Source organism: Pseudomonas sp. UBT (genome assembly GCF_050915955.1).
Taxonomy (GTDB): domain Bacteria; phylum Pseudomonadota; class Gammaproteobacteria; order Pseudomonadales; family Pseudomonadaceae; genus Aquipseudomonas; species Aquipseudomonas antarctica_A.
On sequence record NZ_CP168079.1, the window covers coordinates 629,890 to 647,971 of the forward strand.

An 18,082-nucleotide genomic window follows, 5' to 3' on the forward strand; every position below is an offset into this window, starting at 1 on the left:
CGTTAGTTTCCTTCCGGGCACACAGTGAGGTCCTGATAGAAGTCATTCAGTGAGAAAAACACCAGACGCCCCATCGGGGTAAAACAAGGTCGTTGGGCGGCAATATCCAGGCAACCGGCCAAATACTTGTGCAAGTAAGCCTGACGCTGCTGTGAAGGGGGCGGGTTGCGCTGACAGCGGTAATATTTCAAGGCAGCCGCAGCAAAATGAGCCGCAGCCATAACGCCTCGCAGGGTCTTGCCACTGGTACCCGATGGCAGTACATAGTCCATTGGCGCCTCTTGTGTTTGCAGGTCGTAGACCTCCATCACGAAGTTCAACCAGATGTGCGCGTGCTCATGCACCAGTGTTTCTTCCAAAGGTACGGGCGAGTCAAAGGCACGCCAACCCAAATAAATGGTTTGGGGAATCAACGCGCTGGTTGAGCTGCTCATAGGTTGGAACAGCTTTCGGTAGCGAATGGGGATGGCAAAAAAGCCACGCCATGCTTCGCTTGTCATACCAATTCGGGCGGTGGCCGTTGCAATCTTTCGTTGCTCCACAGCCGAGCACTGTGTCGAGTCGAGTTCATCAACCTGACTGCTGGCCAGACGTTTGAACAGCGCCCGCGCATTTTCCGGGTCCAGATAATCGGTCAATGCTTCATGTGCATCCGGGGCCGAGTTACGCCGGCCACAGGCAACGGCGGCCAACAAGCTCGCGGGACGTACGCCATCGTCAATGAAAGGCAGGCCGCCGATAGTGTCGAAAAATGCTGCGGGCTTCATGAGCAGTTCAATCCACGCATTCGGAGCGCCAGCAACGAGATGCCAAGAAGTCCTTCAGATCATGACCCTTGATGCGAAACTCCTTGAAGCCGGACAGCGCTTGATCAATCTCCTGCAGCGTCATCTCGCCGGTGGCCTGCAACAGCTTTTTCAGCCTGGGCAAGGTGCGTTCTGCGTACCAGCGCTCCTTCAGGTCCTTGATAACCGACTGGGCGTTGCCCGCCGAGATGTGCTGCTGGTCCTCTAATGCACTGACAAAGCCGCGAATATGGATCAGTGGCTCAGACATCGCTCGATAGGGAGCGTCAATCTCATGAACCAGCGTCACCTCGTCGTCGTCGAACTCAGGATCGTCGCGATATTGCCCGTAGACCACTCCATGACCCTGCATGCCCAGCAGGCGCATTTCACTCGCCCTGATGGCGCCCATGGACGCCAGGCCCCATATCTTCCAGCCCTTCAGTATCGCCTTGCGGATCTCGATATGACCGACAGAAGGGAAGCTGTGGAAAGTGCCATCCACAATAGCGATGTTGCCCGCAACACTATGCTGGGCAACCAGCGCCTGGATGTCGCCGCGCTTGGCGGGAGGATGCACCACCACCTCATTCAGTTCGGCCAAGGTCTGTTCCATGCCTGACGCCGTCGGCCCGACGAATAAATGCAGCTTCATATTTCCCCCTGCCCTAGCGTGTGATGTAGCGGGACAGGCGAGGACCTGCGCGCTTGAGTGCCGGTTGGAACGATTCCATGCCCGGGATGACGATCTTGACCACTGCCAACGGCGAATCGTTTTTACTCAGTACCACCCGCAAGACCTGACTGAAACCATTGCTTCTCAAGCGCTGTAGCAGGCACTCCAAGGCTGACTCGATGCTGTGGATTTCCGAGTTGGCATCCTCAATCGATGAGTAGGCTATCGACTCGCGAGTGTCGTTGACGTCCCGACGCAAGCGGGCAACAGCGTCGAGTTCAGCTTCGCGACCATCGGTGCTGAAGTACTTGAATCGCTCAATCAAGTCGTCCCGACCGCCATGAATGTAAGACAGCCGGGATTGCGCCGCCTCTGCAAGGCCCCTCACAGCCGCAATGTCTCGGCACAAGTGCAAACCCGACCCACACGAAATCGCAATGGGCGCATCGTCGGACGGCTCCAGGATGAACCCTTGGAAATAAGGCAGCCCAATCACGCTGGGGGTATACCTGACCACCGCGCTCAACCCGGCCTGCTCGACACGGTTGAACAACGGGTCGAGCGTCTCGACCACGCAGTCACGCCGGACCAGACGGGAGGTGTTTTTCATAAAGTTAAAAGCCTGGACATCGCGCTCGACGATTTCCGCGATGCCATGAACGCTTGCTTCATCCAAAGTGTTTCCGGAACTGAGCCCGTTGGTGCTGGTGCCGAAAATTCGCTGGCCCTGGTTTTCGTTGAACGGCGAGAAAATCAGCTCGGCAGGTACGGCAAAGGTTTTTCCGCTGGCAATGTCCTGAGCATGGACGCACACCAATGGCCCATCAGGGTCGATAGGCACGCCAAGGATTGGGCAAAAATCCACGAAATCGTAATCAAAGCCTGCTTGAGCCGCGACCTCGCGCGGGGTGGACAGGAACACCTCAATGTTTCTGTTCCGATATTCTGCGATGGCAAATTCAATCGCTTCCATGTAGGCACCGACCTGCGCTTCTGCCGCACGCATGCCCTTACCCGCGCTCACGCACAAGGAGCCTTCAACGGCATCAGGACGAATACTGGCGAACACCGGAATACCGATCTTGTCCAGCCACGTCGTATTGGTAACACGGGTAATACCAAACTGCCGTGCAAGTGTTCTGGCATGGGCCAAGGTGTCGGACAGTGATGCCTTACGCAAACTTGAGGTCATGCGAAACATGTTTGAACCCGTTGAAGTATTGAGCACACGCACTGCGTGCTATCCGAATAAACGAATAGCACGCACTTTATTACTTGCTGATTTCTTCAACATCAGCGGTGATCATATTATTGGACTCGTGAATAACAAACCCAGCGCGCATTTGGCCTTCGTCATTCAGAATGTCAGCAAACGCTTCGACAGCAGAAGCGTCGAGGGCGAACGATTCATTAGTTGCTTGATTCATGTGAATATCCTTGAGCTAGTGAGTGCCGTTATCGGCCAGTATTCTTTTAGGTACTGAGGCATTCATTAAATAAATGCGGCAATGTGACGCGCCCTAAAAGAGCAGAAACCTTTTTATAGCCCCCCCCCAAATGCTCAACTACAAGATTTGGTAGGTCACATGGCATCGTTCCTGTTTCAGCCTATTCAAACCCAACTGGTCGGGGTAAAACGTGAGTAACGTTAACTATCGAGTGCCCTGAAAACAGCAAAATAAATCAATGCTGCTTAGGGATGGGCTGAAGTAGCCATGTGTTTCTGGCTGACGTCGGCCACCGCCGACTTTAAGGCCAGTAAAAAAGCGTTGGCAGAACGTATGCACACCAGCCGCACAGCGGTAGATCGGGCGCTGGACCAAAACGATGCAGGCATGACACTGGCAACCTTGGCGAGCGCGGCAAGGGCTTTGGGCCAAAGAGTCGAAGTGCGCCTTGTGCCCAATTGCAACGCAAGACCGCTGATGGCGTAAAAGTCAGGCCAAGTGAACACGATGGAACGAGCGCCACCCACGCAAGTAAGTGCCTATCGCCACTAAGCTAAAACAGCGCGCGCCCACCTGTTCAAACAACGCAAGCCCCGATGCACTGCAGGGCTTGCGTCGCAGCCTCGCTAAAACTCGACAGCACTCACCTCAGCGTACCGGCGGCGCGTACTGGATGCCGCCGTTGCTCCACAACGCATTGAGCCCACGCTTGATCTTCAACACGCTGCCCTGGCCGATATTGCGTTCGAACACTTCGTCGTAGTTGCCCACTTGCTTGACGATCTGCACCACCCAGTCCTTGCGCAGCTTCAGGTCTTTGCCGTAATCGCCGTCGGCACCGAGCAGGCGGGCGACATCAGGGTTCTTGGTGGACTTGGCCTGCTCTTCGACGTTCTGAGAATTGATGCCCATCTCTTCGGCATTGAGCATGGCAAACAGGGTCCACTTGACGATGCTGAACCACTCATCGTCGCCCTTGCGTACCAACGGCCCCAGCGGCTCCTTGGAGATCACCTCGGGCAGCACCACAAACTCATCCGGGTGAGCCATCTTGATGCGCTGCGCATAAAGGCCCGACTGGTCGGTGGTCAGCACATCGCAACGCCCGGCTTCAAGGCCCTTGGCGCTTTCGTCGGCGGTGTCGAAGGTGATCGGCGTGTACTTCATGCCGTTGGTACGAAAGTAATCCGAAACATTGAGCTCGGTGGTGGTACCGGCCTGGATGCAGACGGTCGCGCCGTCCAATTGCTTGGCGCCGGTTACGCCCAACTTGTTGTTCACCAGAAAGCCGATGCCGTCGTAATAGGTCACGCCAGTGAACACCAGGCCCATGCCGGAATCGCGGGAACTGGTCCACGTCGTGTTGCGTGAGATCAGTTCGATTTCACCCGATTGCAGCGCAGTGAATCGCTCTTTGGCGGTCAACTGGCTGAACTTCACCTTGGACGCATCACCAAACACGGCAGCGGCGACCGCGTGGCACACGTCCACGTCGATGCCGGTCATCTTGCCGTTCGCGTCGGGCACGCCGAAGCCCGGCAGGCCATCACTGACGCCACACTGGATAAACCCTTTCTTCTGGATCGCATCCAGGGTGACGCCCGCGTGGGCACTGCCCGCCAGGCCCACGGCCGCAGCCGCAGTGAGCGCGGCCAAAGTGGTTTTGAGGTGTTTCATGCGAGGCACTCCCTGTCGAACTTTATTATTCGGCGCCGCACAGCCCGCGCCGGTTTATAGTGTTGCCGCGCAGTATCGACGGCTTTACTCCCCTGTCACAAACGACCTTTAGGCAAAGGCTCCTTCCGATTTGGAATGAACTGCATGATCTCAAAACGCTTGACCCCTTCGATGACCGCCCTGCAATGCTTCGAAGCCGCCGCCCGCCACTTGAGTTTCACCCGCGCCGCCGAAGAGCTGCACCTGACCCAAAGTGCCGTGAGCAAGCAGGTGGCGCAGCTCGAGGAAATGCTGTGCCACAACCTGTTCGAACGGGTGCGCCAGCGTTTATATCTGTCGCCGGCGGGCTCGCTGTACCTCGCCGAGGTGCACAAGATCCTGACCCAGGTGGACATCTCCAGCCGCTACATCCTCACCTATGGTGGCGAGACCGAGGTGCTGCGCATCGCCACCCAGCCGACGTTCGGCGACCGCTGGTTGGTGCCCAAGCTCAAGGATTTCGCCGCCAAGCACCCGAATATCCACCTCGATGTGCGCAACGAGCTGGAGCCCTTTGACGTGCTGCAGGCCAAGGCCGATATCGCGTTTTTCTTCGGCCAGGGCTCGTGGCCGGGAGCAACCTGCATCGAGCTGTTTCGCGAAGCCGTGGTGCCGGTGTGTGCGCCCGGGTTTGTCACCGAGGGCAGCGATGCTTCGTCACGCCACACGTTGCTGCAATGCACGTCGCGCCCGGAAGCCTGGCATGAGTGGTTTCTGGAACAGGGCCTGCACTCGCAGAACAGCTACCACGGGCCGCGCTTCGATACGTTTTACATGTGCATCCGCGCGGCGCAATCGGGCTACGGCGTGGCGTTGGTGCCGCAGTACCTGGTGGCCGACGAGTTGGCCAACGGCAGCCTGATGACCCCTTGGAATTACGCCATGCCCAGCGCCGGCGCCCACTTTATCGCCCACGCCGAACATGCCGGTGAGGTCCCTAAAGTGAAAGCCTTCCTGAACTGGATGGTGAACTACACACACGCACATCCCGACTTTTAATAATGACCCGGCGACTTTATTTCGTTTGCGACAGGGCATGGCGCGCGGCTTAGATAAAAAGAAGCCCGCCATTGCCGAGTCCGAGATTCATGAGCCGCGAAACCATCAGCCAGTCGATTTCCATCGTTCACCCCATCAGCCTCAGCCATGGCAAGAACGCTGAAGTCTGGGATACCACGGGCAAGCGCTACATCGATTTTGTCGGCGGCATCGGCGTGCTCAACCTCGGGCATTGCCATCCGGGCGTTGTCGCGGCGATTCGCGAACAGGCGACCAAGCTCACCCACTACGCGTTCAATGCCGCGCCGCACGCGCCCTATATCGAACTGATGGACCGCCTGACCGCGTTTATCCCGGTGGGCTACCCCGTCAGCGGCATGCTCACCAACAGCGGCGCGGAAGCGGCGGAAAACGCCTTGAAGATCGTACGCGGCGCCACTGGCCGTACGGCGGTAATCGCCTTTGACGGCGCCTTCCACGGCCGCACCTTGGCCACGCTCAACCTCAATGGCAAGGTGGCGCCCTACAAGCAAAAAATCGGTGTGCTGCCCGGCCCGGTGTATCACCTGCCCTACCCCAGCGCCGACAACGGCGTGACCTGCGGTGAGGCACTCAAGGCCATGGACCGGCTGTTCAGCGTTGAAATCGACGTCGACGATGTCGCCTGTTTCATCATCGAACCGGTGCAGGGCGAAGGCGGTTTTCTGGCCCTGGATATCGAGTTCGCGCAGGCCTTGCGCCGCTTCTGTGACGAGAAAAACATCCTGCTGATCGCCGATGAAATCCAGTCCGGGTTCGGGCGTACCGGCCAGCGTTTTGCCTTCTCGCGCCTGGGTATCGAACCGGACCTGATCCTGCTCGGCAAAAGCATCGCCGGTGGCGTGCCATTGGGCGCGGTGGTCGGGCGTAAAGCGCTGCTCGACAACTTGCCCAAAGGCGGCTTGGGCGGCACCTATTCCGGCAACCCGATTGCTTGCGCGGCCGCCTTGGCGACGCTGGATGCGATGACCGATGAACACTTGAGCACCTGGGGTTCACAGCAGGAAGAAGCCATCGTCAGCCGGTATGCCGCCTGGCGCGAACAGCGCCTGTCACCCTATTTGGGCCGACTGACCGGCGTCGGTGCCATGCGCGGCATCGAACTGGCCAACGCCGACGGCACGCCCGCGTCCAGGCAACTGACCCAACTGCTGAGCCTGGCGCGGGACGCCGGCTTGCTGCTGATGCCCAGCGGCAAGTCGCGGCATATCATCCGGCTGCTGGCTCCGCTGACCATCGAGCCCGCCGTGCTGGAGGAAGGCCTGGATATCCTGGAGGACTGCCTCAAGCAGTTGGCTTAATACCGTGGATTGTTTGGCGTAGGCCACGTTGACGTTGTCCGGCGTGGCGTGTTGCTGCGCGCCAGCCCCAATTCGATGGACAAACCCGTAGCGGCTCAACGACTATTCAGCGCCTACCCATACACCGCACGGAAGCACCCATGCTCGATATCCTCCAAGGCACGCCCCTTTGGGTGTACGCCATTTACCTGTGGATTTGTTACTACGGCATCAAGGCCTGCCTGGGCGGGCGCGAGACTCGTCGTTCGTTGATGATCCTGCCGGTGGTGCTGGTGGTGTGGTCGCTGATGTCGCTGGCGCCTTCGATCCTGTCGAGCAGCGCCTGGGTTGCCGGCGCACTCGCAGGCAGCCTGCTGGGAATGTGGCTGTTCAACGCACGAGGCGCGCGGCTTGATGCCAATGGCGAAACCCTGGTACTGGCGGGCACCTGGAAGACCCTGCTGATCTCGCAACTGTTCTTTGCCGTGAAGTACTACTTCGGCTACCAGCAGGCGGTGCACCCACTGCTATTGAGCACGCACGAGATGCTGGTGGCGGTAGGCGGGGTGTCCGGGTTTACCGTCGGTCTGTTCTGCGGGCGGGCCGTACGGCTGCAGCGGGCGCTGGCTGCCTTGCGCCGCGATAAGGGCATTGTGCTGCCTTGACCTGATCCCTCTACCCACTGAAAATGCGCGACGCTTTTTTGTTCCGTTTATTGAAGTAGTGAAATTTTAATGTCCGATTCTTACACTGAAAAATCCGCCGAAGAGTCCGTAGTCGCCTTGCAATCCAAAGCTGAATACGAAAACGCCATCAATCTTTCACAGCATGTGCCTGCCGCCAAGATCATCAGCGAAATGGTGCTGGACGCGTTTCACACCTCCAAGGAAAGCGACCAGATCCGCGAATTGCGCGTGGCGATCCGCCAAGCCCACGACGCCTTTGACGACGACAAGGCCTACGACTTGATGGGCCAGCTCAAGCAACTCAAAGATGCCGAGGCCGCCGACAACATCGCCCTGGAAGACCTCAGCAGCAAATTCTCGATCAGCCGCCTCTTGTCCAGTTTCAAGGACGACCCCGAGTTCCAGGAGCTGGTCTACGGCCTGGCCCTCAAGGTGCTGAACCAGTCCCACCAGGCCATCAGCAACCCGAGCGCCGGCAAGAGCAAAGCTTCACGGCCCAAGAAAGAAGCCGAAGTGTTTGTCATCAGCAAGGACGGCATCAGCGTCACGCTGCCGCTGCGCACACCGCGCTCCAAGCTCAACGTTGACCGCGAGGCGTTCGAGTTCCTGGGTTTCAGCTTTGTGGGTGAAGGCGATGAAGCGGAGCTCGACGTCGAAAGCTTTGTGGATAACGCCGGCGCTGAGCAGCCGTTGAGCCGCAAGAGCGTGATTACTGCACTGCAGCAACAGACTGCGTTTGATGGGTACAGCATCGCGCAGCAGTAACCCGGTATCTGCAACACAGCTGGACTAAAAATGTGGGAGCTGGCGTGCCTGCGATAGCATCACCGCGGTGTGACGGATACACCGGGGTGCCTGCATCGCAGGCAAGCCAGCGCCCACATTTGATGTGGGTTGCTCAAACAGCTGCATCAGCTCAAACAGTCGCTGCAAACACCTCGCGAAAACGCGCCATCTCCTGCTTGTTCCCCACCGTCACCCGCACCCACTGCGGCCAGTTTTTCCACACCCGCCCGATCAAGACGCCGTGTGCAGCCAGCTTCTCGATGACCTGCTCCGCCGGTTGCTTCACATCGATCATGAAGCAGTTGCTCTGCGACGCGGTGCAGGTAAACCCTCGGCCCTTGAGCCACGCCACGGTTTCATCGCGCAACAGGGTGTTGAGCGCCTTGCGTTGCGCCGGCAGCTTGGGGTCTTCCAGGCTCGCCCGGGCGCCGAGCAACGTCGAGGCAGCCGGCACGTTGTCGCCGCCGAACACTGCCAGACGCTCCAGCAGTGCCGGGGCGCCGATTGCCAGCCCCAGGCGTGCGCCGGCCATGCCGTATATTTTGGAGAAGGTGCGCAGCACCAGCAAATCGTCGTGGTCCTTGACCCAACTGACACAGCTTTGGGCGTCGGAGAAGTCGATGTAGGCCTCGTCCACCACCAGCACACTGCCTTTGGGCTTGTTCGCCAATGCCTGGCGGATCACTTCGGTGGGCGTCACGGTGCCGGTCGGATTGTTGGGATTGCACAGGTACAGCATGCCCGCCTGGGGATCGGCGGCGAGCATGGCTGGCACATCATGGGCGTGACGCGCATCGAGGTTCACTTCCCGCACCGGCGCCTTCCACGACTCGGCCGCCTGGCGCGGCACTTCGTAGGACGGCGTGGCCATTACCAGCCCGCGGCTCGGGCTGGTAAACGCCAATACGGCATAGCGCAAGGCCGCCATGGAACCGGCAAATACCGCGACCTGTTCTTCGGCAATGCCTTGCTGGCGGGCAAACAGGCCGGCCAGGGCATACATGTGGCCGTAGGGGTAACGCCCGGAGCTGCCGATGCCGCGCTGCATCGCCTCGCGAGCGGCGTCCGAGGGGCCATAGGGGCTTTCGTTATAGTTGAGCCGCACCGTGTCAGCCGCTGCCGGTGACGGGCTGGCAACCGCCCAATCGAGGCGCCCCAGCACCGGCAAAGCGGCACCGAAGGCGAGAAGGGACCGGCGACTGACACTGACCATGGGGCTACTCCTTGTAGGCGGGTGATGAATTCGCACAGCACGTACAAAGGAGTATGACGAGGCAGGTGTCGGCTGATTTAGCTCAGCTGCAGCTTCTGCTTCAGGCTCTGCATGACATCCGCCTTGTTCTGCAGGTAGTCACTCAAGCCTCGCGCGCGCAGGTTGCACGCGTCGCAATTACCGCAACCGGCGCCAATGATGCCGTTGTAGCAGGTCAGGGTCTGGTGCTGAACCAGCTCCAGTTGGTGGTGGTAGTCAGCCAGCGCCCAGGTCTCGGCCTTGTTCAGCCACATCAGCGGGGTGTCCAGGCGCAGCGTGTAATCCATACCCAGTTCAAGTGCCTTGTTCAGCGCCTTGACGAACTCATCCCGGCAATCGGGGTAGCCCGAGAAGTCGGTTTCGCACACGCCGGTAATCACGGTTTCAGCTTTAACCTGATAGGCGTAGATCGACGCCAAGGTCAGGAACAGAATATTGCGGCCCGGCACAAAGGTGCTTGGCAGGCTTTCGCCTGAGCTGTTCACGGTCGGCACGGGAATGTTGTCGCGGGTCAGGCTGCTGATGGCCAACTCGTTGAGCAAGGACACGTCCATCACTTTATGAACGGTTGCCCCCAGTTGTTGTGCCAAGCGCTGTGCGACTTCAACTTCCGCCACATGACGCTGGCCATAATCGAAGGTAATGCAGTGCACCTCGTCATACAGCGGCAGCGCCTGGATCAAGCAGGTGGTCGAATCCTGCCCGCCACTGAAGACCATAACGGCTTTTTTACTCATCACGTTGCTTCCTGCATTTGTAGAAGGTGGGAATAGTTTAAAGGGCATGCCATAAAAAACCCCGCGCTTCTTGCGAAGGCGGGGTTTTTTAATGCTTGAACGATCAGTGAGCGTAGGTCAGCAACAGCTCTTTCGGCACTTGGAAATCCAGGGACATCATCACGCTGAGCGCGGTGATGGTGAAGATCGAGAACACGAACAGCTTGCGCGCCCAGACAGTGTCATCCACTGCCTTGTAGCCGGTCCAGGCCATGTACAACCAGTACATGCCCATGGCGGCGGCGACGGCGAGGTAGCTCATGCCGGCGTAGCCACTGAAGGTCAACATCAAGGTCGCCACAAGGAAGGCCAGGATGTAGAGCAAGATGTGTTTCTTGGCGACCTGAATGCCACGCTTGACCGGCAGGACCGGAATCGAAGCAGCCAGGTAGTCATTGAAGCGGAAGATCGCGATGGCATATGAATGCGGCATCTGCCACAGGCTGAACATCACCAGCAGCACCAGCGCGGCCATGTCGAAGCTATTGGTTACAGCCACATAACCAATCACCGGCGGCATCGCCCCCGACAGACTGCCCACCAGCGTGCCGTGAACCGACTTGCGCTTGAGGTACAGGCTGTATAGGCCGACGTAGATGACAAAGCCGATCACGGCAAACAGCGCCGCCAACGGGTTGGCCACCTTGTACAACAGTGCCACACCGGCAACACCCAGGACGGTCGCGTAGATCAGTGCCAGTTTCAGGGAGATAAGGCCCTGGACCAGCACACGATTCTTGGTGCGTTCCATCTTGATATCAATGTCGCGGTCGATGCAGTTGTTGAACACGCAACCGGAAGCTACCACCAGGGACGTACCGATCATTGCCGCCAGGAAGATGGCCAGATCGACATGTCCCTTGGAGGCCAGGAAGAAACCGCCTGCCACAGAAAGCACGTTACCGAAAATGATCCCCGGTTTGGTGATTTGGATAAAGTGCTTAAGCGACATCGGGTCTTACCTCACTTCGCCATCATGAACGTATGGATGCTGAACATGATCCATATCGACAGGCCAACCAGCAGCAGGATCACAAGACCTGCGAACACGAATGCAATCACGTTATCGCGCTGCTCTTTGGAGCGATCCAGGTGCAGGAAGTACACCAGGTGAACCAGAACCTGAATCACCGCGAACGCCAGAACGATCATCAAGGTGATCGACTTCGGCAAGGTTGGGTACATCACCAGGCCGAACGGGATCAGGGTCAGGATTACCGACAGGATGAAGCCGATAGCGTAAGACTTTACGCTGCCGTGGCTCGCATCATGGCTGTCATGGTCATGGGAGTGTGCATTAGCCATTACAGGGTCCCCATCAAGTAGACGACGGTGAATACGCAGATCCAGACCACGTCCAGGAAGTGCCAGAACAGGCTCAGGCAGCTCAGGCGGGTCTTGTTGGTGTTGGTCAGGCCGTGTTTATTGACCTGATACATCATCACCGCCATCCACAGCAGGCCGGCAGATACGTGCAGACCGTGGGTGCCTACCAGCGTGAAGAACGCAGACAGGAAGCCGGAACGGTGCGGGCCGTAGCCTTCGGAGATCAGCAGGTGGAACTCGTTGACCTCCATGCCGATGAAGCCCAGGCCGAACAGGAAGGTCAGTGCCAACCAGCTCAGGACGCCTTTCTTGCTGCCCTTGTAGAAGGCCAGCATGGCGAAGCCGTAGGTGATCGAACTGAACAACAGCAAGGCGGTTTCGCCGAGCACGTAAGGCAGTTCGAAGATGTCGTGGCCCGACGGGCCACCCGCTACGTTGTTTACCAGTACCGCGTACACCGCGAAGATCGACGCAAACAAGATGCAGTCGGTCATCAGGTAGAGCCAGAAACCGAAAACGGTCATCGGCCCCGAGTCGTGGTGATGGTCATCGTGCCCATGGTCATCGACATGGGCGTGTCCAGCATTGGTCACTAAGTTCGACATGGTTTAAGCCTGTTCCAACGAGGTTTCTACACGGTTGGCCGGGATTTTCTTCTCGGCTACCAGGCGAGCGTGTTGCTCGGCTTCGATGCGCTCGATCGTTTCGACCGGCACCATGTAGCCTTGATCATCACGGGCAGCGTGAATGATGAAGTAACCGATAGTGCCAACCAGGCCCACGATTGCCAGCCACCAGATGTGCCAGATCATCGCGAAACCGAACACGGTCAACAGCGCACCCATCACCACGCCAGTGGCGGTGTTGTTTGGCATGTGGATCGGCTCGTAGTGCTTGGGCTGCTGGTACGCAGTACCGTCTTCCTTCGCTTCGGTGAACGCATCGATCGTGTTCGCAGTAGGAATCACAGCGAAGTTGTAGAACGGCGGTGGCGACGAAGTCGACCATTCCAGGGTGTGGCCATTCCATGGGTCGCCGGATTCGCACATGTTCTGCTTGCGATCACGCACGCTCACATACAGTTGGATCAGCTGGCAGGCGATACCCGCAGCAATCATCACCGCACCGAACATGGCGACGTACAGGTACGGCACCCACTCAGGGTTGGTCGTAGCGTTCAGACGACGGGTCATGCCCATGAAGCCCAGAGCGTAGAGCGGCATGAACGCAACGAAGAAGCCCGAGATCCACAACCAGAATGCAGCCTTGCCCCAGCCTTCGTGCAGCTTGAAGCCGAACGCTTTCGGGAAGTAGAAGCTGAAACCAGCGATGTAACCGAATACAGCACCACCGATGATCACGTTGTGGAAGTGAGCGATCACGAACAGGCTGTTATGCAGTACGAAGTCAGCACCCGGGATGGCCAGCAGTACGCCAGTCATGCCGCCGATGGCGAAGGTCACCATGAAGCCCAGGGTCCACAGAACCTGGCTGGTGATACGCAGACGGCCGTGGTAGATGGTGAATAGCCAGTTGAATAGCTTCACCCCCGTCGGGATGGAAATCAGCATCGTCGCCAGGCCGAAGAAGGCGTTGACGCTCGCCCCCGAGCCCATGGTGAAGAAGTGGTGCAGCCAAACCATGAAGCCCAGTACGGAGATCGCGCCGGAGGCGTAGACCATCGAGTGGTGACCGAACAGGCGCTTGCCGGTAAAGGTCGAGATCACTTCAGAGAAGATACCGAACGCTGGCAGGATCAGGATGTACACCTCAGGGTGACCCCATGCCCAGAACAGGTTCACGTACATCATTGGATTGCCACCAAGTTCGTTGGTGAAAATGTGGAAATCCAGGTAACGGTCAAGCGACAGCAGCGCCATGGTAGCGGCCAGGATCGGGAACGAAGCCACGATCAGGACGTTGGCCCAGGTGCAGGTCCAGGTGAAGATCGGCATGTCCATCAGTTTCATGCCAGGGGCGCGCATTTTCAGGACGGTGGCCAGGAAGTTGACCCCCGTCAGTGTCGTCCCGAGTCCTGATAACTGTAGCGCCCAGATGTAGTAGTCCACACCTACGCCAGGGCTGTACTGGATACCCGACAATGGCGGATACGCAACCCAACCGGTCTTGGCGAATTCGCCGACGCCCAGCGACAGGTTGATCAGCACAACGCCGGACACCAGCAGCCAGAAGCTCAGGGAGTTCAGGAACGGATAGGCAACGTCACGCGCACCGATCTGCAGCGGCAAGGCAAGGTTCATCAAGCCGGTGAAGAATGGCATCGCCATGAAGATGATCATGATCACACCGTGAGCGGTGAAGATCTGGTCATAGTGTTCAGGCGGCAGGTAGCCAGGCGAACCCTCGGTGGCCATGGCCAACTGGGTACGCATCATGATGGCGTCGGCAAAACCACGCAGCAGCATGACCATGGCAACGATGACGTACATGACACCGATTTTCTTGTGGTCGACAGACGTCAACCACTCGGTCCACAGGTAGGTCCATTTCTTGAAATACGTGATTGCAGCAAACAGTGCCAGACCACCCAGCGCGATCATGGCGATGGTCACCATCACGATCGGCTCGTGGAACGGGACCGCATCCCAACTTAATTTACCAAACATCGTTTACTCCTCTGCCCCAGCAGTTGAATGCGAGCCCGTGTCAGAACCTTCAACCGCGGCCACTTCTTTCTTCTCGTGCTTGACCGGCTTGCCTGGCTTCATACCTTCGTACTTGTCGACGATTTTCTGAAACAGGTCCGGCGTGTACGCGGAGTACAGAGCGGCTGGGTTGTTCTGGCTTGGTTTGGCAAGGGCATCGTATTCAGCTTGATCAAGCTGTTTAGGTGCGGCCTTGACTTTGGCTACCCAGGCGTCGAAATCTTCCTGGCTTGTCGAGATCGCTTTGAATTTCATGCCGGTGAAGCCAGCGCCGCTATAGTTGGCGGAGATGCCTTCCATTTCAGCTTTCTGGTTGGCGATCAGGTGCAGCTTGGTCTGCATGCCTGCCATTGCGTAGATCTGGCCGCCCAGAGCTGGGATGAAGAACGAGTTCATCACGGCGTCGGAGGTGATCTTGAAGTTCAGCGGAGTGTGTTCCGGGAACTGGATTTCGTTAACAGTGGCGATACCCAGGTCCGGGTAGATGAACAGCCACTTCCAGTCCAGCGCAACCACTTCGATGTTGATCGGCTTGACGTCGGATTCCAGCGGACGGTACGGGTCCAGTGCGTGGGTGGACTTGTAGGTCACATAACCCAGGGCAATGATGATGAGGATCGGCACCAGCCACACTGCGACTTCGATCTTGGTGGAGTGCGACCACTTCGGCGCGTAGGTCGCGCTGGTGTTCGACGCACGGTATTTCCAGGCGAAGGCGAAGGTCATGATGATCACGGGGACCACGACCAGCAGCATCAGCAGGGTGGCGGTGATGATCAGGTTTCGTTCATCCAGACCGACCTGTCCTTTTGGGTCGAGCAAGGTCCACTTGCAGCCTCCCAGCATTAACATCATGCCAAGCAGCGGCAAAAAGCCTAGTAATCGGGGGTACCTGTTTTTACTCATCTCACGACCTCTAAAGCAGCTTGCGCAATGCAGTTGGGTTTTGATCGCCAACACTTCACCCTGCCAAGGGTTGGCATTTCTCTTCGATTGAATAAGAGCCTGCCCGGCACGCCATAAATGGACGTTTCACGGACCTGCGGTGAGTTCTTATTCGATTTCGTGGTTAAAGGCCTTGTTACAGACCAATTCCATTTGGTGCGGAAAGTTGAAAGGCTGCCGGAACCTGGGGTCGCACAGAGCCATCCCTCTGCCCCTCGACCGCTCCAATGCTCAAATATTGAACAGCACCGGACATCCAGTGCGGGCGATTGTAGTTAGCTAGCGATGTATAAACCATGTCTTATAAAGAAATAATTTTTATCGATTCCAGCAACAATCCTTCACCATTCCTGCAAAGGTTCGCGATCTTATCGTGTTCGATTCTCCACAAAAACCACAAAAATTGCCGTGTTATTGAGCACAGCCCCTCAACCCTTACACGCTGTAAGGGCATGCAAAACGCATCCAAGTCCCCATAATACAAGGCATTCGGACATCACCGAACGGCTCGAACCATGCGGCACTCGCGGCATCATTCAAACCACGAACTGACAGCACAATTTGGCCGTGTGGCGCAAATTTAAGGGCAGGCCCGACGCACCAGAAACGTCCTGCGGCGGCTTCCGTGTGACAACATGTCGCACGCTGCGCGCACCTCAAGTTGCCCCTCGTCACAGCGCTTTCACAAATCCCTACAAACAAAAACGCCCCGGCCTTCCTTCAAGGAGGGCCGGGGCGTTTCAGTGAACGGGCTCAGGCGTTGGGTCGACGATTCCGGTAAATGCCCAGTGGCACCAGAATCACCGTCAGCACGAACGCCACCAGCGCCCATTGCGCCAGCGACAGGCCGAGGATCGGCGGGTACGGCGTGCTGCAGAAGCCATCAACCTGGAACCCCAGCGGGAACACCTTGGCCAGCGGCAAGTCATCAACAATCGGCTGCAGCACATCGATGCCGCAGCTGACTTGCGGGAAGAACTGGGTGTACACATGGTGGCCGGCCGCAGCGACGCCGCCCAGCGCACTGAGTACGACCAACCCTTCAAACAGCGTGACTGCGCCTTTGCGGCGCATTGCAGCCCCGATGAACGCAAATACTGCAATCAACAACAAGGCATAGCGCTGCAGGATGCACAGCGGGCACGGCGCCTCGCCCAACACGACTTGCATGTACAGCGCACCGCCGATCAGCGCCAGGCAGATGATGCCCAGCAACACCAGAAAGCGCTGCTCCCTGCCTATACGCAATTCGTCACTCATCCCCGTTTCCCTTTACCTGATTATGGTTTATGCCTGATGGCCGCAAGTTTACACACAGGGGATGGTTAAAACAGAAGGGGGTTAACAGCGGATTAATCAGGGGGAAATGGAGGAGCAATGTGGGAGCGGGCTTGCTCGCGAAGGCGGCGTGTCAGTCGACATTTAAAGTGACTGATCCACCGCTTTCGCGAGCAAGCCCGCCCCCACAATTGGGCAGCGTCGTTTCCGGACAATTATTCCAGCGCCGCAGCCGGGCCGAAGAACTCGTAACGGGCTTGTTGCTCGGGAACGCCCAGAGCCTTGAGGTGGCGTTTGATCGCCACCATGAAGCCTTTAGGGCCCAGGAAGTAGGCGTCCAGGTCGCGCTGTTCGGGCAACCATGCCGCCAGTTGCTCCTGGCTCAGCATCCCGACCTTGTCCGCCGCAGGGCTTACGCCGTCGTCCTCGGCATAGCAGTAAAAGCGTTTGAGTTGCGGGTGCCTGGCCGCCAGGGCGTCCACCCAATCACGGAACGCATGCACCCCGCCGTTACGGGCGCAGTGGATAAAGTGCACCGGGCGCTCAGTCGCCAAGGCCGCTTCGAGCATTGGCAGGGTCGGGGTAATGCCCACGCCACCGCTGATCAACACCAGCGGTTTATCGCTGGCGACCAAGGTGAACTCACCCGACGGCGGGAACAGGTCAATGGTCGCGCCGACGTGCATTTGGTCATGCAGGAAGTTGGACACCCGGCCACCGGCCTCGCGTTTGACGCTGATGCGGTAAAGGCCCGCGTCGCTCAAGGCTGACAAGGAGTAATTACGGCGCACTTCTTCGCCGTCAACCACCAGCTTCATGCCAATGTACTGGCCCGGCGCGGCGGCCAGGATCGGGCCGTTGTCCACCGGGGCAAAATAGAACGAGATGATCTCGTCACTCTCCTCCACCCGCTTCACCAGCAGGAACGGCCGTGCACCGCGCCAGCCGCCCGGGGCCTGGGCTTTTTCGTCGTAGATGGCGGCTTCGGCGCCGATCAGGATGTCGGCCAACTGGCCATAGGCGGCGCCCCAAGCGCTCAGCACCTCAGGCGTGGCAATTTCGTTGCCGAGCACTTCGGAGATGGCACGCAGCAAGCAGGCGCCCACAATTGGGTAGTGCTCCGGGAGGATTTGCAAGGCCACGTGTTTGTTAATGATCTTGGCGACCAGGTCGCCCAGTTGGTCCAACTGGTCGATATGCCGCGCGTACATCAGTACGCCATTGGCCAGGGCGCGGGGTTGGTCGCCGTTGGCCTGATTGGCCTGGTTGAACAGCGGGCGAACCTGCGGGTACTCGCTGAGCATCATGCGGTAGAAATGCGTGATCAGCGCTTCGCCGCCGCTTTCCAACAGGGGCACAGTGGATTTGACGATGGCACGGTCTTGGGCACTAAGCATGGCAGACTCCTGGGTCTTATTACTGAA

At 58.2% G+C, this 18,082-nt stretch carries 18 protein-coding genes and 2 pseudogenes; 6 read left to right on the forward strand and 14 right to left on the reverse strand.

Annotated features, from left to right (window positions below):
* Positions 1–2: 2 nt before the first annotated feature.
* The 4 genes from ACDZ94_RS02950 to ACDZ94_RS02965 form a co-directional block, all read right to left on the reverse strand.
* Complete coding sequence (locus ACDZ94_RS02950) at positions 3–767, reverse strand: aKG-HExxH-type peptide beta-hydroxylase (RefSeq protein WP_432751054.1); 765 nt, start codon at positions 765–767, stop codon at positions 3–5.
* A gap of 7 nt (positions 768–774) precedes the next feature.
* Complete coding sequence (locus ACDZ94_RS02955; protein ID WP_407016186.1) at positions 775–1,440, reverse strand: TfuA-like protein; 666 nt, start codon at positions 1,438–1,440, stop codon at positions 775–777.
* Positions 1,441–1,453: 13 nt separating this feature from the next.
* Entirely contained in the window at positions 1,454–2,662 is a 1,209-nt protein-coding gene (locus ACDZ94_RS02960; protein WP_407016185.1) for a YcaO-like family protein, read from the reverse strand.
* Between the two features lie 70 nt (positions 2,663–2,732).
* The gene (locus ACDZ94_RS02965) at positions 2,733–2,888 is read right to left on the reverse strand and encodes a hypothetical protein (protein WP_407016184.1); all 156 of its coding nucleotides are present in this window, start codon (positions 2,886–2,888) and stop codon (positions 2,733–2,735) included.
* Between the two features lie 324 nt (positions 2,889–3,212).
* Between ACDZ94_RS02965 and ACDZ94_RS02970 the strand changes: the two are divergent.
* Positions 3,213–3,395: pseudogene (locus tag ACDZ94_RS02970) on the forward strand (Fis family transcriptional regulator); the annotation flags it as partial.
* A gap of 162 nt (positions 3,396–3,557) precedes the next feature.
* Here the strand turns inward: ACDZ94_RS02970 and ACDZ94_RS02975 are convergent.
* Positions 3,558–4,586, reverse strand: coding sequence for an amino acid ABC transporter substrate-binding protein (locus ACDZ94_RS02975; RefSeq protein WP_432751055.1), 1,029 nt, complete (start codon positions 4,584–4,586; stop codon positions 3,558–3,560).
* Positions 4,587–4,730: 144 nt separating this feature from the next.
* Here ACDZ94_RS02975 and ACDZ94_RS02980 point away from each other — a divergent pair, with 144 nt between their 5' ends.
* The 4 genes from ACDZ94_RS02980 to ACDZ94_RS02995 all read left to right on the forward strand — a co-directional run bounded on the left by ACDZ94_RS02980 (position 4,731) and on the right by ACDZ94_RS02995 (position 8,394).
* Entirely contained in the window at positions 4,731–5,624 is an 894-nt protein-coding gene (locus ACDZ94_RS02980) for a LysR substrate-binding domain-containing protein (RefSeq protein ID WP_407016183.1), read from the forward strand.
* Between the two features lie 89 nt (positions 5,625–5,713).
* Positions 5,714–6,964, forward strand: coding sequence for a 2-aminoadipate transaminase (locus tag ACDZ94_RS02985; RefSeq protein ID WP_432751056.1), 1,251 nt, complete (start codon positions 5,714–5,716; stop codon positions 6,962–6,964).
* 140 nt (positions 6,965–7,104) lie between these two features.
* Positions 7,105–7,608, forward strand: coding sequence for a DUF6622 family protein (locus ACDZ94_RS02990; protein ID WP_432751057.1), 504 nt, complete (start codon positions 7,105–7,107; stop codon positions 7,606–7,608).
* A gap of 69 nt (positions 7,609–7,677) precedes the next feature.
* Entirely contained in the window at positions 7,678–8,394 is a 717-nt protein-coding gene (locus ACDZ94_RS02995) for a hypothetical protein (protein ID WP_221295619.1), read from the forward strand.
* Positions 8,395–8,545: 151 nt separating this feature from the next.
* Here the strand turns inward: ACDZ94_RS02995 and ACDZ94_RS03000 are convergent, their stop codons facing one another.
* From ACDZ94_RS03000 to cyoA, 7 genes are all read right to left on the reverse strand, one after another.
* Positions 8,546–9,628, reverse strand: a complete 1,083-nt coding sequence (locus ACDZ94_RS03000) for a pyridoxal phosphate-dependent aminotransferase (protein WP_432751058.1) — start codon at positions 9,626–9,628, stop codon at positions 8,546–8,548.
* Between the two features lie 77 nt (positions 9,629–9,705).
* On the reverse strand, positions 9,706–10,404 hold the full coding sequence (gene queC, locus ACDZ94_RS03005) for a 7-cyano-7-deazaguanine synthase QueC (protein WP_064454074.1): 699 nt from the start codon (positions 10,402–10,404) through the stop codon (positions 9,706–9,708).
* A 103-nt stretch (positions 10,405–10,507) separates the two neighbouring features.
* A complete protein-coding gene (gene cyoE, locus ACDZ94_RS03010; protein ID WP_014719864.1) occupies positions 10,508–11,395 on the reverse strand; it encodes a heme o synthase in 888 nt (295 codons plus the stop codon).
* Positions 11,396–11,406: 11 nt separating this feature from the next.
* A complete protein-coding gene (cyoD, locus tag ACDZ94_RS03015; protein ID WP_010206434.1) occupies positions 11,407–11,748 on the reverse strand; it encodes a cytochrome o ubiquinol oxidase subunit IV in 342 nt (113 codons plus the stop codon).
* Positions 11,748–12,374, reverse strand: a complete 627-nt coding sequence (locus ACDZ94_RS03020) for a cytochrome o ubiquinol oxidase subunit III (RefSeq protein WP_016971084.1) — start codon at positions 12,372–12,374, stop codon at positions 11,748–11,750. The genes cyoD and ACDZ94_RS03020 overlap by 1 nt, the downstream gene beginning before the upstream one ends.
* 3 nt (positions 12,375–12,377) lie before the next feature.
* Positions 12,378–14,396 carry a cytochrome o ubiquinol oxidase subunit I gene (gene cyoB / locus ACDZ94_RS03025; protein ID WP_064454075.1) on the reverse strand — a complete coding sequence of 673 codons (2,019 nt, stop codon included), beginning with the start codon at positions 14,394–14,396 and terminating at the stop codon, positions 12,378–12,380.
* Between the two features lie 3 nt (positions 14,397–14,399).
* A complete protein-coding gene (cyoA, locus tag ACDZ94_RS03030; RefSeq protein WP_432751481.1) occupies positions 14,400–15,341 on the reverse strand; it encodes a ubiquinol oxidase subunit II in 942 nt (313 codons plus the stop codon).
* A gap of 27 nt (positions 15,342–15,368) precedes the next feature.
* Here cyoA and ACDZ94_RS03035 point away from each other — a divergent pair.
* Positions 15,369–15,659 (forward strand): annotated as a pseudogene (locus ACDZ94_RS03035) (hypothetical protein).
* 474 nt (positions 15,660–16,133) lie between these two features.
* Here ACDZ94_RS03035 and ACDZ94_RS03040 read toward each other — a convergent pair.
* Together ACDZ94_RS03040 and hmpA are read right to left on the reverse strand one after the other, a co-directional pair.
* Entirely contained in the window at positions 16,134–16,640 is a 507-nt protein-coding gene (locus ACDZ94_RS03040) for a disulfide bond formation protein B (protein WP_432751059.1), read from the reverse strand.
* A 233-nt stretch (positions 16,641–16,873) separates the two neighbouring features.
* Positions 16,874–18,055, reverse strand: coding sequence for an NO-inducible flavohemoprotein (gene hmpA / locus ACDZ94_RS03045; protein ID WP_221295622.1), 1,182 nt, complete (start codon positions 18,053–18,055; stop codon positions 16,874–16,876).
* Positions 18,056–18,082 lie beyond the last annotated feature (27 nt).

Coding starts and splice junctions, on each gene's coding strand:
- ACDZ94_RS02950 (WP_432751054.1), bottom strand. CDS start 767: ATGAAGCCCGCAGCATTTTTCGACACTATCGGCGGCCTGCCTTTCATT.
- ACDZ94_RS02955 (WP_407016186.1), bottom strand. CDS start 1,440: ATGAAGCTGCATTTATTCGTCGGGCCGACGGCGTCAGGCATGGAACAG.
- ACDZ94_RS02960 (WP_407016185.1), bottom strand. CDS start 2,662: ATGTTTCGCATGACCTCAAGTTTGCGTAAGGCATCACTGTCCGACACC.
- ACDZ94_RS02965 (WP_407016184.1), bottom strand. CDS start 2,888: ATGAATCAAGCAACTAATGAATCGTTCGCCCTCGACGCTTCTGCTGTC.
- ACDZ94_RS02975 (WP_432751055.1), bottom strand. CDS start 4,586: ATGAAACACCTCAAAACCACTTTGGCCGCGCTCACTGCGGCTGCGGCC.
- ACDZ94_RS02980 (WP_407016183.1), top strand. CDS start 4,731: ATGATCTCAAAACGCTTGACCCCTTCGATGACCGCCCTGCAATGCTTC.
- ACDZ94_RS02985 (WP_432751056.1), top strand. CDS start 5,714: ATGAGCCGCGAAACCATCAGCCAGTCGATTTCCATCGTTCACCCCATC.
- ACDZ94_RS02990 (WP_432751057.1), top strand. CDS start 7,105: ATGCTCGATATCCTCCAAGGCACGCCCCTTTGGGTGTACGCCATTTAC.
- ACDZ94_RS02995 (WP_221295619.1), top strand. CDS start 7,678: ATGTCCGATTCTTACACTGAAAAATCCGCCGAAGAGTCCGTAGTCGCC.
- ACDZ94_RS03000 (WP_432751058.1), bottom strand. CDS start 9,628: ATGGTCAGTGTCAGTCGCCGGTCCCTTCTCGCCTTCGGTGCCGCTTTG.
- queC (WP_064454074.1), bottom strand. CDS start 10,404: ATGAGTAAAAAAGCCGTTATGGTCTTCAGTGGCGGGCAGGATTCGACC.
- cyoE (WP_014719864.1), bottom strand. CDS start 11,395: ATGTCGCTTAAGCACTTTATCCAAATCACCAAACCGGGGATCATTTTC.
- cyoD (WP_010206434.1), bottom strand. CDS start 11,748: ATGGCTAATGCACACTCCCATGACCATGACAGCCATGATGCGAGCCAC.
- ACDZ94_RS03020 (WP_016971084.1), bottom strand. CDS start 12,374: ATGTCGAACTTAGTGACCAATGCTGGACACGCCCATGTCGATGACCAT.
- cyoB (WP_064454075.1), bottom strand. CDS start 14,396: ATGTTTGGTAAATTAAGTTGGGATGCGGTCCCGTTCCACGAGCCGATC.
- cyoA (WP_432751481.1), bottom strand. CDS start 15,341: ATGAGTAAAAACAGGTACCCCCGATTACTAGGCTTTTTGCCGCTGCTT.
- ACDZ94_RS03040 (WP_432751059.1), bottom strand. CDS start 16,640: ATGAGTGACGAATTGCGTATAGGCAGGGAGCAGCGCTTTCTGGTGTTG.
- hmpA (WP_221295622.1), bottom strand. CDS start 18,055: ATGCTTAGTGCCCAAGACCGTGCCATCGTCAAATCCACTGTGCCCCTG.